Origin of the sequence: Ruania zhangjianzhongii (assembly GCF_008000995.1) — a bacterium.
Taxonomy (GTDB): Bacteria; Actinomycetota; Actinomycetes; order Actinomycetales; family Beutenbergiaceae; genus Ruania; species Ruania zhangjianzhongii.
Genome location: NZ_CP042828.1, coordinates 79,428 through 93,847 on the forward strand (window position 1 = coordinate 79,428; position 14,420 = coordinate 93,847).

Consider the following 14,420-nt stretch of genomic DNA (forward strand, 5'->3'; position numbering starts at 1 on the left):
TGCGGATCGACTGAATGCCTCACACCGAGGAACGCTTGCACCTCACCCTCGATGACCAGATCGCCACCCGCTACCTCCCCGTGCCGTTCGACGTGCCCAGGGGCGCGCCGTCGGTCTCGGTGCAGCTGAGCTATGACACCTCCGCCGGCGTGATCGACCTGGGCTGCGAGGGCGCGTCCGGCTGGCGCGGCTGGTCCGGCGGTGCCCGGGACCGCTTCACCATCACCGCCGAGGCCGCTACCCCCGGCTACCTCCCCGGCGAGCTGGAACCCGGAACGTGGCAGGTGATCCTCGGTCTGCACAAAGTGCCCGCGACGGGACTGGACGTCAGGCTACGAATCGCATGCCCCGCCGTCGAGCAGCCGGAACGCGAACGTGAGGCACCACCGCAGCCCCGGCAGGTGCGCGGAAGCGAGCGGAACCTGCCCGCCCCGGCCGGCCTGCGCTGGTACGCCGGCGACTTCCACGCCCATACCGTGCACTCCGACGGCAGTCTGAGCATCAGCGAGCTCGCCGCCACCGCGGTGCGCGCCGGGCTGGATTTTCTTGCCGTCACCGATCACAACACCGTCAGCCACCACGCCCATCTGCCGCGGGTCGGCGCCGCCCACGGCATCACTCTGCTCCCCGGCCAGGAGGTGACCACGGCACGCGGGCACGCGAACGCGTTCGGTGACATCGGCTGGATCGATTTCCGAGAACCGGCCGATACCTGGGTGGCCGAAGTAGAACGGCGCGGTGGAGTGCTCAGCATCAACCACCCGATCGACGGCGACTGCGCTTGGCAGCACCCGCTCACCGCGCTGCCCGCCGCGCTCGAGCACTGGCACATCTCCTGGTTCCGTGATCTGACCTCGACCGCTCCATGGGCGTTCCACCAGCGGTGGGACCCGGGTGCGGTGCTCCTCGGCGGCAGCGACTTCCACTCCCCGGACCACGGCTACGCGCTCGGCACCCCGACCACCTGGGTGGCCGCCGAGGACGACTCCCCGGAAGCGATCCTGGCCGGTGTGCGGGCGGGGCGGACCGCGATCAGCGTGGGAGTGGGCGAGGACCGGGTTCCGCGTCCGCTGCACACGCCGATCCTGCTCCGGGTGGAGGAGGATCTGCTCGCGATCGACGCCGAAGGCCTGGTGCTGGCCGACGCCGAGGGACGGCGCCGGCGGATCACCGACTCCTACGAACGCCTCCCGGCCAGCTGGGGCAGCGGCCGGCTACACCTGCAGGACGCCACCCGCCGCGTGCTGGCCATCGCCTGAGCCGGCCTCGCCTGAACCTGGCCGTCGCCTGAACGTGACGGTCGCCTGAACGGAGAAGCTATGACGGACGCCGACCCCGCCGCACCCGGACCGACAGATCCGGCCTCGCCCACCGACGCGGGGATCGCTCTGGTCCCACACACCCATTGGGACCGGGAGTGGTACGAACCGCACGAGGTGTTCCGACTCCGCCTGGTGCACGTGCTCGACGACGTGATTACCCGGCTGGAGGCCGATCCGCAGTTCCGGTTCACTCTGGACGGGCAGACCGCCGCGATCGAGGACTACCTGCAGATCCGCCCCGAGATGCGTGAACGGGTCGCGGTGCTGGTGCGCGGCGGACAGCTCGCCGTGGGCCCGTGGCTGATCCTGCTGGACGAGTTCTGCTGCGACGGCGAGACCATCGTGCGCAATCTGGAGCTCGGCATCGACCGGGCCGAGCGGCTCGGCGGGGCGATGGGCGTGGGCTACCTGCCGGACATGTTCGGGCACACCGCGCAGATGCCACAGATCCTGCGCGGGTTCGGGATCGAGCACGCTGCGCTGTGGCGCGGGGTCCCGGCTGCGGTCACCGAGCACAGCTTCACCTGGCAGTCCCCGGACGGCTCGAGCGTGCGCACCGAGTACCTCTTCGATGGCTACGGCAGCGCCCTGGACCTGTTCGCCCTGCCAGATCGCCTCGCCGAGCTCGCTACCGCCTACCGCGAGCAGACTCGCCCCTGGTACGGGCAGGATCCCGTGCTCGGCATGTTCGGCACCGACCACATGGCCCCGCCGCCGGAGCTGATGGACCGGGTGCGCGCCCACAACGCTGGTGCGGACGCCCCGCAGATCCGGGTGGCCACTCTCTCCGAGGTCGTCATGTCAGAAGTGCGTCATGGCGCACCTCTGACAGGACGACCCGAGGTGGTGGCGGGGGAGCTGCGCTCGCACGCCCGCGGAAACCTGCTGCCCGGGGTGTTCTCCATCCGCACCAACCTCAAGGCAGCGATGGCGGAGGCGGAGCTGACCCTCACTCAGGCCGAACGGCTGGACGCGCTGTACTCGGCCGAGGACCACCGGTCCTTCTTCGACCTTGCCTGGTACCGGGTGGTGGAGTCCACGGCACACGACTCGATCACCGGCTGTGGGGTGGACGAGACCGCCGACCAGGTAGCCGCCCGGCTCGCCTCCGCCGCCCAGATCGGCCGCGCCGTGAGTGAGCGAGTGCTCGATGGCCTCGCCGCCGACGTTCCCTCCGATGCCTACCTGCTGGCAAACACCCTGCCCTGGGCGCGCACGGTCCAGACCGAGGTGGTCGTGGCAGGTGACGACGGCGGCGGCTCAGGCGGGCAGGTGGTCGGCGAGCTGGACACGGCGCTCGGGGACGAGACGATGACCTCCGCGGAGCTGGTGAGCATCCTTCGCCGGATCCACGGCCGGGAACTGTTCGGACAGCAGATCAACGGTTACACCTGGGGCGCGGACTCGTTGCACTTCACCGTCGGCGAGGTGGCCGAGGGGCCGTTCGACCTGGCTACCCTGACCGCGGAGATCGAGGCCGCTGCCACCGCGGATCCCGAGGGTCGGCGCCACTGGCAGGTGGTGACCACGGCGCAGCCGCGCCGCCGGGTGATCCTGGCCGCGGAGGTGCCCCCGCTCGGGCACGTGAGTATCCGCGCGGCTTCCGGTGCCGGGTCCATGACCACCTCTGGCGCCGAGGCGACCACGAGTCCTGCCCAGGTGCGCGCTACGCCCCGGAGCGTGACCGGGGACCTGGTCTCCGCCGTCGTTGATGCGGATGGCACGCTCACGCTGACCGGAACCGACGGCACCACCTTGACCGGGGTGGGTCGGCTGGTGGACGAGGGCGACCGCGGCGACTCCTACAACTATGGGCCACTCGCGCACTCCCCGGCGCTGGAGACGCCCACCTCGGTGCACACCGACGTGGTGGCCGAAGGCCCGGTGCGCGCAGCGATCGAGGTCACCCGCCGCTATGACCTGCCGCTGGGTGTGGACCCGGCTGACCGGGACCGGCGGCTGGAGAAGACCGAAGAGCTCGCCGTCCGGATGCTGGTGGAGGTGCGCGCCGGCGAACCGTTCGTGCGGCTCACCCTGTCCGCGGTGAACACCGTGGGTGACCACCGGTTGCGGCTGCACGTGCCGCTCGGGGAGCAGGTGGACACCTCCTTCGGTTCCGGGCAGTTCGACGTCACCCGGCGGGGCCGCACGGCCGAGGGTGGCTGGGGCGAGTACCCGCTGCCCACCTTCCCGGCCACCGGCTTCGTCTCCGCGGGGAACGCGCATGTGCTGTTGGCCAAGCTCACCGAGTACGAGGTGGTGGGCGGCGCGGCCGGCGACGAGCTGGCCCTGACCCTGCTGCGCGCGGTGGGAATGATGAGCGTGAACGTGCACCCGCTGCGGGACGAGCCGGCTGGGTCGGAGATTCCGGTGCCCGGCGCGCAGTACCTCGGTACCGAGGTGAGCACCCGGCTCGCTGTGCTGCCGCGCGCAGGTGGCTGGGAGCGGGCGGAGGTCGCCCGGTGGGCGGAGCACTTCCGGCACGAGCCGTTGGTGGTGCGCGGACATGCCGCAGCAGGGGGTGCGCTGCCCGCCGCTGCGGCCGGCCCCGAGCTGACCGGTCCGGCGGTGCTGAGCAGCCTGCGCCAGGTCGGCGACGGCGGAGCTTCCGTGGTGGAGGCGCGTCTGGTGAGCATGAGCTCGGCCGAGCAGGACGTGCGCCTCACGGCGCCGGACGGGGCGGCCTGGCAGGTGACCGACCTGCGGGGGCGGCCCTCCGGGGTGGCCCCAGACGCACCGTTGCGTGCGGGCGAGGTGCGCACGCTGCGGGCCTGAGGGCGCCGGTGCCCCTCGTGCTGGTGCGGAGAGCAGGAGAACAACGCTGCTGGGCTACCGTAGTGGCGGCCCGGTGAGGCGCGGCGGGGTGTCGAGACGGCGAGGAAGGTACTGATGGGACGAAGCCCGCAGCATCCGACCCTGCTGATGATCGCCACGGAGACGGGCGTCTCCGCCTCGACGGTCTCCCGGGTGCTCAATGCCAAGACCGATGAAGCGGCTCGACGATGGGCCTCGGCGGAGACCATCCGGCGAGTACGTGAGACCGCCGCCGAGCACGCCTACCAGCCGAACCCGCAAGCAGTGAGCCTGCGGACCCGCCGGTCGAATTTCATCGGCATGGTGGTGCCCAGGCTGCAGGACTATGTGCTCGCGACCATTCACGAAGGCGTCGACGAGGCTGCCACTGCCCATGGGTACGCCACCTTCGCTGCGAACTCCCTCGACGACCGTGGCAGGCAGCAGCGTGCGGTAGAGCTCCTCCGGTCGCGGCGGGTGGAGGGGATCATCTTCGGCGATGCGTTCTACGACGGGGAGTTCCTCCGGTACGTCCGGCAGCAGGGCGCGAAGTTCGCTCTGGTCTCCCGCCGGGTGCCTGGGTTTCCCTCGGTCACCTGCAACGACGAGCTCGGCGGGCGGCTGGCCGGAGTGCACCTGGCCGCGATCGGCCGGACCGACGTGGCGGTGCTGTCCGGGCAGCCCTATGCCTCCACCAGCATCGACCGCACCCGGGGCCTGGTGTCCGCGCTCGCCGTGGCGGGGATCGACGTCCCGGCGCACCGGATCATCCATGGCCCATTCGATGCTCAAGGGGGCCGGGCCGCCACCGAGGCGCTGCTGGCCCAGGGCCGGCCGTATCCGGATGCCATCTTCGCCACCAACGACTTCGCCGCCATCGGCGCGATGGGTGCGCTCCGGGACCGGAAGCTGAGCGTTCCGGACGACATCGTTCTCATCGGGTACAACGACACCGCCCTGGCCGCGGAGCTGCCCACCCCGCTCACCTCGGTGCACTCGCCGATGCACGAGATGGGCAAGCAGGGGCTCCAGATGCTGCTTCGGGTGCTCGACGGCGAAGATCCCGATCCGGTCCAGCTCACCCCCACGCTGGTGGTACGCGAGTCGACCGCCGGCGGCTGAGCCGAGCCCCCCGCCGTTGTTGAACCCATCCGTGGCGGTTGAGCCGAGCACCGGCAGTTGACATGTGACTGCGCTCACGATTAGCCTCCCGATCGTCGTACTCAAACGTTTGTGGACATCGCGACGAGCACCACACAAACCTTTGGGTACCGGAATGGACCGGGCAGCACAGTGGCCACGACCGAGGAGCGAGCACATGGGAGCAGTTCCCACCGAGCCTGCGGGTAGCCCGCCGGCCAAGGGCCAAGAGCCCTGGAACCGGGTGATCAGCCGCAAGGACATCACCGCCGTCAGCGTCATCGCGTTCCTGGCCTGGGTGGCCTCGGTCTACGACTACACGCTGTTCGGCACTCTGCTGCCGGTCCTGGCCGAGGACTTTGGCTGGAGTACCGCCGAGTCCACCACGATCAACACCCTCGCCACTGTCGGGGTGTTCCTGGTGTCGATCGCCGTGGGACCGGTGCTGGACAAGCTCGGCCGCAAGCGCGCGCTGATCATCCTGATGCTCGGCGGCACGATCGCCTCCGGGCTGACCGGTCTGGCGATGGGGGCGGTGAGCGTCATCCTCATCCGGTCGGTGACCGGGCTGTCGCTGTCCGAGGAGGTGGTGAACTCCGTCTACCTCAACGAGATGCTGAAGAAGGTCAAGAACCGGGGCTTCGTCTACAGCCTGGTGCAGTCCGGCTGGCCGGTGGGCGCCCTGCTCTCCGCCGGGATCACCGCCGTGCTGCTGCCGGTCATCGGCTGGCGCTGGTCTTTCCTCGTGGCCGGCGTCTTCTCCATCCCGATCATCCTCGCGGCGATCAAGTTTCTGCCGGAATCGCCCACTTTCCTCGCCATCAAGGAGATCAAGCGGCGGCAGGCGGCCGGGGAGAAGGACGCGGCGCGCGAGCTGGCGGTCCAGCACGAGCTGACCGAGCTCACCGACTCCGAGCAGATGTCCGGCGGTCTGAAGGACATCATGGCGCCGGCGCTGCGGCGGCACACGATCTGCCTGTCCGGTGCCTGGCTGACCAACTGGATGGGCATCCAGGTCTTCTCCGTGCTCGGCACCACGGTGCTCGTCGGGGCGAAGGACGTCTCGTTCGAGAGTGCGCTGGTGGTGCTGGTGCTGTCCAACGTTGCGGCGTTCGCCGGCTACCTGTTCCACGGCTGGGTGGGTGACCGGCTCGGCCGCAAGCTGACCGTGACGATCGGCTGGACCCTCGGTGGTCTGGTGTCCATCCTCATGCTGATCCTGCCCACGGGCCAGGGGATGACCATCTTCATGTATGCGCTCACCCTGTTCTTCCTGAACGGGCCGTACGGCGCGATGCTCTTCTACATGGGCGAGTCCTTCCCCGCTCACGTGCGCGGCACCGGCGCCAACGTGGCCCACGTGATGGCCCCGGTCGGCGGAATCGCCGGATCCGGTCTGCTCAGCGTGCTCCTGGCCGCCGGCCTGCCGATGACCACTGCGGCCATTGGCGCGGGCTCGGTGTTCATGCTCGTATCGGGGGTACTGATGCTCGGTACCCGCACCACCAACCGCATCGGCGACCACGCCCGCGAGAAGATGGAGGCAACCCATGACCAGCCGTGATGACGGACTCGAAGGCAAGGTCGCACTGATCTCGGGCGGTGCCAGCGGTATCGGCCGAGCGCTCGCCATCGCCTATGCCCGCGCCGGGGCGAGCTCGGTAGTCGGCTCCTACCCCGGTGACCCGCACGATGTGGACGAGACCGTGTCCGCGGTCGAGGCGGCCGGTGGCCGATGCCTGGCCGTGGAGCTGGACGTGCGCTCCTTCGAGCAGACGGAGCAGTTCGCACAGGCCGGGCTGGACGCGTTCGGCCGCCTGGACATCGCGGTGGCCGCCGCAGGCATCCTGCGCCGCCAGCCGATCGAGGAGATGACCGACGAGGCCTGGGACGACATGATGGCCGTGGACCTGTCCGGCGTCATGCGGATCTTCCGGTCCAGTGCCGCCCGGATGGCAGACGGCGGAGCTCTGGTGGCGACGTCGTCGATCGCGGGTGGCGTGTACGGGTGGGAGGACCACGCGCACTACGCCGCCGCCAAGTCCGGGGTGCTCGGCCTCTGCCGCTCGCTGGCGGTAGAGCTCGCCCCGCGAGGAATCCGCTGCAACGCAGTGATCCCGGGTCTGATCGAGAGCCCACAGTCCCTGGACGCGGAGAACTCGCTCGGCCCGGAAGGGCTGAAGGCAGCGGGAAAGATCATCCCCCACGGCCGGGTCGGCACCGTGGACGAGTGCGCCCGCGCGATCCGCTTCCTCACCAGTGACGATTCGGCCTATGTCACCGGGCAGGAACTCATCGTTGATGGCGGCCTGACCATCCGCTGGCCGAGCTGAGCGAAGGAGAAGAACCATGGGACAGCTTGATGGGCAGGTAGCCGTCATCACCGGAGCAGCCAGTGGGATCGGCGCCGCGATCGCTCGACTGTTCAGTGCGGAGGGTGCCGCGCTGGCACTGTTCGATCTCGCGGAGCCGAGCGATGAGCTGCAGCAGCGAGGCGACGTCAGCACTCACCGGGTCGATGTCACCGACGCCGAGTCCGTCCGCAGGGCGGTCGAGGAAGTGATCGAGCGGCACGGCCGGGTCGATGTCCTGGTCAGCGCAGCCGGCATCCTCGACGAAGTGCCGTTCCTGGAGATGAGCCCGGAGCGGTGGGAGAAGACCATCGCCGTAGACCTGCGCGGGGTATTTCTTGCCGCGCGCTACGTGGCCGAGCACATGGTCGAGGCCGGTGCGGGGCGGATCATCAACATCTCCTCGCAGCTGGGGATCAAAGGTGGGGTCAACCTCGCCCACTACGTCTCGGCGAAGGCGGGAGTGATCGGCCTGACCAAGGCGCTCGCCCAGGAGCTGGCGCCGAAGGGCGTGCTGGTCAACGCGATCGCGCCCGGACCGGTCTACACCCCGTTGATCGACGGCCTCTCCGATGACTGGAAGTCCGCCAAGTCCGCGGAACTGCCCCTCGGCCGGTTCGGCCGGCCGGAGGAGGTCGCCCCCACGGCGCTGCTGCTGGCCAGCTCACCGGGCGGGGACCTCTACGTCGGCCAGACGCTCGGGCCGAACAGCGGCGACGTGATGCCGTAACGGCAGGCACATCGTAAGTTCGAAACCAGGAAGGGGACCTGATGGCACGAGTGGTCGTTCTCGCCACCGGCGGGACCATCGCCTCCGCGGCCGGCCCAGACGGCGGCGCCGTGGCGCAGCGCACTGTCGGTGAGCTGATCGGGACGATGGGCAGCAGCAGCAGCGTCGAGGTTGAGGGCAGAGACGTCGTCAACCTCGGCTCCTATCTGATGCGCCACCGAGACATCCGAACGATTGCCGAGGCAGTGGCTGAGGAGATTGCCCGCGCCGACGTGGACGGTGTGGTGGTCACGCACGGCACGGACACGATGGAGGAGACGGGGTACCTGCTCGACCTGCTGCACGACTCGGCGAAGCCGGTGGTGCTCACCGGTGCGCAGAGGCCGGCCGACCAGCCCGACACCGACGGTCCGCGCAACCTCCGCGACGCCATCGCCGTCGCGGCGGCGCCCCAGGCACGCGAGCGCGGTGTGCTGCTAGCGTTCGGCGGACGCCTCTTCGCGACAGCCCGTACCCGGAAGTTCTACACCGTGGCAGCGGAGCCGTTCGTGACCATCGGTGGTGGACCGATCGGACGAGTGGCCGCCGGCGAGGTGGTGCTGACCGCTCACCCGGTCCGTCCCGCACCGCTGCCGCCGCTCGGCGAAGGCTTCGACAGCACCCGCGTGGACGTGGTGGTGGCCTATCCCGACGTCGACGCCGCGCTCGCGGAGGCCGCAGTGGCGGCCGGGGCGCGCGGGGTGATCCTCGCTGCGCTGGGTTCGGGTAACGGCAACCATGCGCTCCTCGACTGGGTGCGCCGGGCAGCCGCGGACGGGGTAGCCGTCGGCCTGTCCACCCGAGTGCCCGAAGGGCCGGTCGTGCCGATGTACACCAACGGTGGCGCCGTGGATCTGATCGCCGCCGGTGCCCTCAACCTCAGATCCCTACCGCCCTTCCACAGCCGCATGCTCTTCGCTGCGCTGTTGTCGAGCGGCAAGCCGGTCGACGAGCAGGCGATCGCGCCGTATGTCTGACCGGCACACGGAGTAGCTCGTCTCGGCAGTCGACCGTGACCCACTGGAAAGGATGGATTGTGGCAAAGGAAATCTTCGTAGCACTGGGAATCGACGTGGACGCCGTCGGGGGGTGGCTGGGCTCCTACGGGGGCGAGGACTCTCCCGATGACATCTCCCGCGGCATGTTTGCCGGCGAGGTGGGCGTCCCCCGGCTGAACAACCTGTTGAAGAAGTACGACCTCCCGGCCACCTGGTTCTGGCCCGGGCACTCCATCGAGACGTTCCCGGAGCAGTTCGATGAGGTGATCGCGGCCGGGCACGAGATCGGAGTGCACGGCTACAGCCACGAGAACCCGATTGCGATGACCCGCGAGCAGGAGTCGACCATTCTCGACTACTGCATCGACCTGATCAAGGCGCGGTCCGGGCAGGATCCGACCGGGTACGTCGCTCCCTGGTGGGAGTTCTCGCCGGTGACGAACGAGCTGCTGCTCGAGCGGGGGATCAAGTACGACCACTCGCTGATGCACCGTGACTTCGAGCCCTATTACGTGCGCGTCGGAGACAGCTGGACCAAGATCGACTACGAGAAGCTGGCCACCGAGTGGATGAAGCCCTTGGTGCGTGGGCAGGAGACCGACCTGATCGAGATCCCGGCCAGCTGGTACCTGGACGACCTGCCGCCGATGATGTTCATCAAGTCCAGCCCGAACAGCCACGGCTTCGTCAACCCGCGCGATATCGGGCAGATGTGGCAGGACCAGTTCGACTGGGTGTACCGCGAGATGGATTACGCGGTCTACACCATGACCGTGCACCCGGACGTCTCTGGCCGTCCGCAGGTGCTGCTCATGCTGGAGCGCCTGATCGAGCACATCAACTCCCATGAGGGTGTGCGCTGGGCGAACTTCAACACCATCGCCGACGACTTCAAGCAGCGTCGGCCGCGGTCCTGACGGAGCGATGAACCGGTGCCGGTATCCGGGCTCTGGTCCCGTGCCGGCAGCGGGCCGTACGTCGTAGTTCGAAGGGTGACTCATGTGTGGTGCGTGTGGTGGCGCCGGTCCGGACTGGTCCCTGCCCTTCGTCTCCGGGGTGCAGCGGCGCTCGTCGATCGCGAAGTTCCTCACCGCGATCTGCCGAGGGGTTGCGGTGGGGACGATGTCCCAGGGCTGGACCGTGCGCACGGCCACCGGCGGATGGTCGGTGGCGCGGACGTTGGACGAACTCGTGGAGGCCACGGCGCGCCGGGCTGTGTGCACCTCGTGGCCGGACGTGCAGGCGGTGGTTCGTGCCCGCTCTAGCGCCGACGGCGGAGCAGCCAAGGGCGGGCACGCGCGGCCTGCCTCTGTTCGACCGTTCCGCAACGAGGACGACGGCCGGCTTGCCGTGCTCGGGGCAGTCGCTGAACCGGTGCTCCCCGAGGGCGACCTGCACCTCCGGCTGACGGGTTTCGTGCTGGGCGTGCGCGCCTTCGAACGGGGCCCTGTGGCGATCGACATTCTCGACGGCGGCTCTAGTCGGCGCCTTGTCGGCGCAGAAGGCCGAGTTCTCGGTCTGGTCGGTCAGAGTCTCACCGCACACGCATTGCTGCGGACTTGAGGTGATCCCTGCCGCGGATACCCCGCTTCAATGCAGGCGACGTCACCACGTTCGCCGCCGCAGAGCGGGATCGGCTCGACCTGCGCATCGATTGCGAGACCGCTGAGCGATACCCGCCTCCCGTCGTCGGCGAACCGGAGAGACTGGCCGGCGAGGCCGCTCACGGCAACCTCTGCACGCCACCTACGGCGCCGCCGCGCCGGGCTGATCGCTGGTCCGGATCCCGGATCGGCGGATCAGCGCGGCGGTCGCCCCAGCCGAGAGGACGTAGAAGGTGAGCATCGTGACCGACAGTGCGACCGCCGTCGACCCCACCAACCCGAGCAACGGTGCGGCGAGGGCGCCCGCCAGGCTCATGCTGGCGGTCAGGAACGCCGCGGCCGTGCCGCTGCGTTCGCCGTGGTGGGACAGCGCGATCGTCTGACTGTTCGGGATGATCAGCTGCTGGCAGGCCAGCGCGCCCCAGACCGGGATGAGTAGCCCCCACATGCCCCCGGTGCCCGAGGCGGTCAGTGCGGTCATCACGGCCCCGCAGGTGATCACGCCGGTCAATCCGAGGATGAGCACCTGGCCGGTACTCCGCCGGCGCAGCAGCACCGGGTTCACCTGGCTCATCACGATCATGCCGATCGTGCCGGCCGAGAACAGGTAGCCGAACTCACCGGCATCCAGTCCGTAGCCGTCCTGCAGGATGAAGGACATCCCCGAGACGTACGAGAACGAGGCGGAGAACATCAGCGCCTGGGTCAGCAGCGCGCCGATGTAGATCCGGTCCCGCAGCAGCCTGCCGATCGTGCCGGCCATCGCACGGGGCCGGGCGGGGATGCGCGCCCGTACCGGCAGCGTCTCCGGTAGTGCCAGCGCGCACACGGCCACCACGACCAGGGACGTGGCGGCGAGCACCAGGAAGATTCCTCGCCAGCCGGTAAAGGACATCATGAATCCGCCCACGGCCGGAGCCAGAACCGGCGCGATCCCGGTCACCAGCATCAGCCGGGAGAACATCGTGGAGGCGCCGCGCCCGGTGAACAGGTCCCGGACGATCGCCATCGCGGTGATCGCGCCAGCCGCTGCGCCGAACCCCTGCAGTACCCGGAGCGCCATCAGGACGCTGATCGACGGGGCGGCGATCATTGCCAGCGAGGAGAGCACGTGCACGCTGACGCCGAACAGTACCGGGCGGCGTCTGCCCACAGTGTCCGAGAGCGGGCCGATCACCAGCTGACCTGCCGCCATCCCCAGCAGCGACCCGGTCAACGTGGCCTGCACGCTCGCGGTCGAGGTGCCGAACTCGTCTGCAAGCTGCGGTAGCGCCGGCAGATACATGTCCACGGTGGCCGGTCCCAGCCCAGTCATGATGCCGAGCAGCACAGTGATACGGATCAGCTGCCGACGGGAGAGTTCCAAACCACGCGGCAGCGTCCGGGGAGGCGTCAGCCGGGGCAAGCGGGTGACACGGCGCGCGGAAGTGCGCCGAGGCGCGCGGAAGCGCACCGAATGAGGCATGGGGCATCCAACGATTGCAGACAGGTGGACACGAGGACCTGATCATCGTGTCATGGCCCGCCCCGGTCGGTGATTCGCGCCAGCGTCGTCACCCTTGTGTCGTCGGTCACCTGTGGGTTGGCCGAGGGAGGGACCTGGCGGATCGATATCGCCCAGGGAGTGCGTGCCCTCTGGCGCGCTCTACCGCCTACTTGCAGGGCCAGGGTGCTGACGCACCTCTCTGCGCGGGCGTCGCTCCTGAGGCTGCTACCCTCCGTGGACAGAATCGGGGAGGGGCCTGCGGGGGGTCGCGGGCTGCCTGTTCCACGGGGAAAGAGGGGTCCTGTGTTTGTTGTGTCCACGATCGGCCTGGTGGCAGGCCTGGGATTGGCGGCTTGGGCGGTAGTCGAGCCCCAGCTGACGAGGTACATCGTCGGGGTGGTTCTGCTTGCGGCAAGCGTCGCAGCGTTGCTCTACCGGTGGCGGCGCCAGCGGGTGGAACGCACCGAGCCTGGCGGCGGAGCTAGGTGGCGGTTCCGGTTGAGCGCCGGCGGCCTGAGCGCAGCGGTGGCCGTGCTGCTTGCCGGCGTGGCCCTAGCAGTGCCGTACCTGGACCACCGATCCGAGACCGAGGACGGTGTGATCTGGCGAGCGGACAGGTTCGGTGGCCAGGTCGCGGTCGCTGCCGGCACCGCCTTCGTCACCGATAGGCCGGACGGTGAGGTGACCGGCGCCGTCGACCTCGACGATGGCTCGCTTGAGTGGTCTATTCCGGACGGCCGATGGCTGACCCAGGAAGGGGACGTCATCGCGGCTGATGCCGACGGGCTCCGCTACTACAGCTCGGCGGGCGAGCAACTGTGGGAGTTCGATGTCGATGGTGGTCAGGAAGCCATCGATGCGGTCCTTGCTGCGCGGGAGGGGCACATCGCCTTCGCCAGCTGCGGTTCGCAGGATGAGCGTCGGTCCTGCCACCTCGTCGGTATCGATCCGTCCGGCCAGATGACCTGGGAACGGGAACTCGATGTCGCAGGTACGTTCCTCGGGAACTTCCGGGCCTGGGAGGGTGAGTTGCTGCCCGAAGTGGTGACCGTGGCGCCGCTCGAACCCGAGGTCGGACTGATGATCGATCCGGAGTCTGGCGAGCCCATGGGTGACTTTCCACGGACCGGAACGCTGCGTCACTACGGCTTTGGTGAGGTTCTGGTGGTCGCGAGTCCACCTGATACTGACTGCCGGCTCCACGGTTACCGGATCAGCGACGGGGAGCAGCTCTGGAGCGTCGACGACCTGTGTCCCGGCGAGGAGCACCTCGAGCCGGTGCCGCCGAGATGGGCCGGAACGGAAAACGTCATGTACGTCGAGGTAGTGGGTGACGACCAGGCGGAGTCGGTCCTCGCGGTCAGCACGGCCGATGGCACAGTGCAGGAATTGCCCGCCCGGGACGTCGGCAGGGTCACGTCGCAAGGCCTCAACATCGAGGACGCCTCTGCGGGTGACCTCCTGTTCCGCTGGCGGACCACGAACGTCACCGCGGCTCATGCGTCGACCTTGGAACAGCGCTGGCAGGTCGAGGTGCCGGGGCTTCGGGTTCGGACCGTGGGCGGCGACCGCGAGACGGTGACGATCGTCAGTGATGCGGCAGCATCGGAGCACAACCCGTGGGTGCCTCCGCTTCCTGATGACACCGACAGGGGCATGCTGGAGTACCCCACCTACGTCACGGTGGTGGACGCCGAGACCGGGGAGATCCTCTCCACGACTCTCGTACCGGAGGGCGTCAGCGATGTCCAAGCGCTGCCCGGTCAGCGGGCGCTGGTGACGACCTACGAGGGCATGGTCCTGGTGGGAGCGGCCTAGTGGCGCGAGTTCACCAGATGGTGCGGCCGGTGGCGAGAATGACGGCGAGGTCGAGTGCCGAATAGCTCGGTCACCCGCCGGTCCAATGCTGGGATTCAGCGGCTGTCCTGAACGAATTCGGCCATCGTGGCGGGGCGCG

Annotated in this window: 11 protein-coding genes; 10 read left to right on the forward strand and 1 reads right to left on the reverse strand. The window is 69.1% G+C overall.

What is annotated here, in order from left to right:
- Window positions 1-14 precede the first annotated feature (14 nt).
- The 9 genes from FU260_RS00585 (at window position 15) to FU260_RS00625 (ending at window position 10,936) form a co-directional block, all read left to right on the forward strand.
- Window positions 15-1,259, forward strand: a complete 1,245-nt coding sequence (locus FU260_RS00585; RefSeq protein WP_147915290.1) for a CehA/McbA family metallohydrolase — start codon at window positions 15-17, stop codon at window positions 1,257-1,259.
- 60 nt (window positions 1,260-1,319) lie between these two features.
- Window positions 1,320-4,097 (forward strand): glycoside hydrolase family 38 N-terminal domain-containing protein, encoded by a 2,778-nt coding sequence (locus FU260_RS00590; protein ID WP_147915291.1) that lies wholly within the window; start codon window positions 1,320-1,322, stop codon window positions 4,095-4,097.
- 114 nt (window positions 4,098-4,211) lie between these two features.
- Window positions 4,212-5,237: a LacI family DNA-binding transcriptional regulator gene (locus tag FU260_RS00595; protein WP_147915292.1), complete on the forward strand. Its 1,026-nt coding sequence runs from the start codon at window positions 4,212-4,214 to the stop codon at window positions 5,235-5,237.
- Window positions 5,238-5,433: 196 nt separating this feature from the next.
- Window positions 5,434-6,819 carry an MFS transporter gene (locus FU260_RS00600; RefSeq protein ID WP_147915293.1) on the forward strand — a complete coding sequence of 462 codons (1,386 nt, stop codon included), beginning with the start codon at window positions 5,434-5,436 and terminating at the stop codon, window positions 6,817-6,819.
- The gene (locus FU260_RS00605; protein WP_147915294.1) at window positions 6,806-7,588 is read left to right on the forward strand and encodes an SDR family NAD(P)-dependent oxidoreductase; all 783 of its coding nucleotides are present in this window, start codon (window positions 6,806-6,808) and stop codon (window positions 7,586-7,588) included. Before FU260_RS00600 ends, FU260_RS00605 begins: the two co-directional genes overlap by 14 nt.
- Window positions 7,589-7,604: 16 nt before the next feature.
- Window positions 7,605-8,336, forward strand: a complete 732-nt coding sequence (locus FU260_RS00610; RefSeq protein ID WP_147915295.1) for an SDR family NAD(P)-dependent oxidoreductase — start codon at window positions 7,605-7,607, stop codon at window positions 8,334-8,336.
- Window positions 8,337-8,377: 41 nt separating this feature from the next.
- On the forward strand, window positions 8,378-9,352 hold the full coding sequence (locus FU260_RS00615) for an asparaginase (protein ID WP_147915296.1): 975 nt from the start codon (window positions 8,378-8,380) through the stop codon (window positions 9,350-9,352).
- Window positions 9,353-9,411: 59 nt separating this feature from the next.
- Window positions 9,412-10,290, forward strand: a complete 879-nt coding sequence (locus FU260_RS00620; RefSeq protein WP_147915297.1) for a polysaccharide deacetylase family protein — start codon at window positions 9,412-9,414, stop codon at window positions 10,288-10,290.
- Between the two features lie 82 nt (window positions 10,291-10,372).
- Complete coding sequence (locus FU260_RS00625) at window positions 10,373-10,936, forward strand: hypothetical protein (protein ID WP_147915298.1); 564 nt, start codon at window positions 10,373-10,375, stop codon at window positions 10,934-10,936.
- 183 nt (window positions 10,937-11,119) lie between these two features.
- Here the strand turns inward: FU260_RS00625 and FU260_RS00630 are convergent, their stop codons facing one another.
- Window positions 11,120-12,343: a multidrug effflux MFS transporter gene (locus FU260_RS00630; RefSeq protein ID WP_168211590.1), complete on the reverse strand. Its 1,224-nt coding sequence runs from the start codon at window positions 12,341-12,343 to the stop codon at window positions 11,120-11,122.
- Window positions 12,344-12,775: 432 nt separating this feature from the next.
- On the opposite strand from FU260_RS00630, the gene FU260_RS00635 reads away from it, so the two are divergent.
- Complete coding sequence (locus FU260_RS00635) at window positions 12,776-14,281, forward strand: outer membrane protein assembly factor BamB family protein (RefSeq protein ID WP_168211591.1); 1,506 nt, start codon at window positions 12,776-12,778, stop codon at window positions 14,279-14,281.
- Window positions 14,282-14,420: the final 139 nt, after the last annotated feature.

Excerpts from the sequence above, each read along its gene's own strand:
- FU260_RS00605 (WP_147915294.1), top strand. The coding sequence starts at position 6,806 with ATGACCAGCCGTGATGACGGACTCGAAGGCAAGGTCGCACTGATCTCG.
- FU260_RS00590 (WP_147915291.1), top strand. The coding sequence starts at position 1,320 with ATGACGGACGCCGACCCCGCCGCACCCGGACCGACAGATCCGGCCTCG.
- FU260_RS00585 (WP_147915290.1), top strand. The coding sequence starts at position 15 with ATGCCTCACACCGAGGAACGCTTGCACCTCACCCTCGATGACCAGATC.
- FU260_RS00595 (WP_147915292.1), top strand. The coding sequence starts at position 4,212 with ATGGGACGAAGCCCGCAGCATCCGACCCTGCTGATGATCGCCACGGAG.
- FU260_RS00600 (WP_147915293.1), top strand. The coding sequence starts at position 5,434 with ATGGGAGCAGTTCCCACCGAGCCTGCGGGTAGCCCGCCGGCCAAGGGC.
- FU260_RS00610 (WP_147915295.1), top strand. The coding sequence starts at position 7,605 with ATGGGACAGCTTGATGGGCAGGTAGCCGTCATCACCGGAGCAGCCAGT.
- FU260_RS00625 (WP_147915298.1), top strand. The coding sequence starts at position 10,373 with ATGTGTGGTGCGTGTGGTGGCGCCGGTCCGGACTGGTCCCTGCCCTTC.
- FU260_RS00615 (WP_147915296.1), top strand. The coding sequence starts at position 8,378 with ATGGCACGAGTGGTCGTTCTCGCCACCGGCGGGACCATCGCCTCCGCG.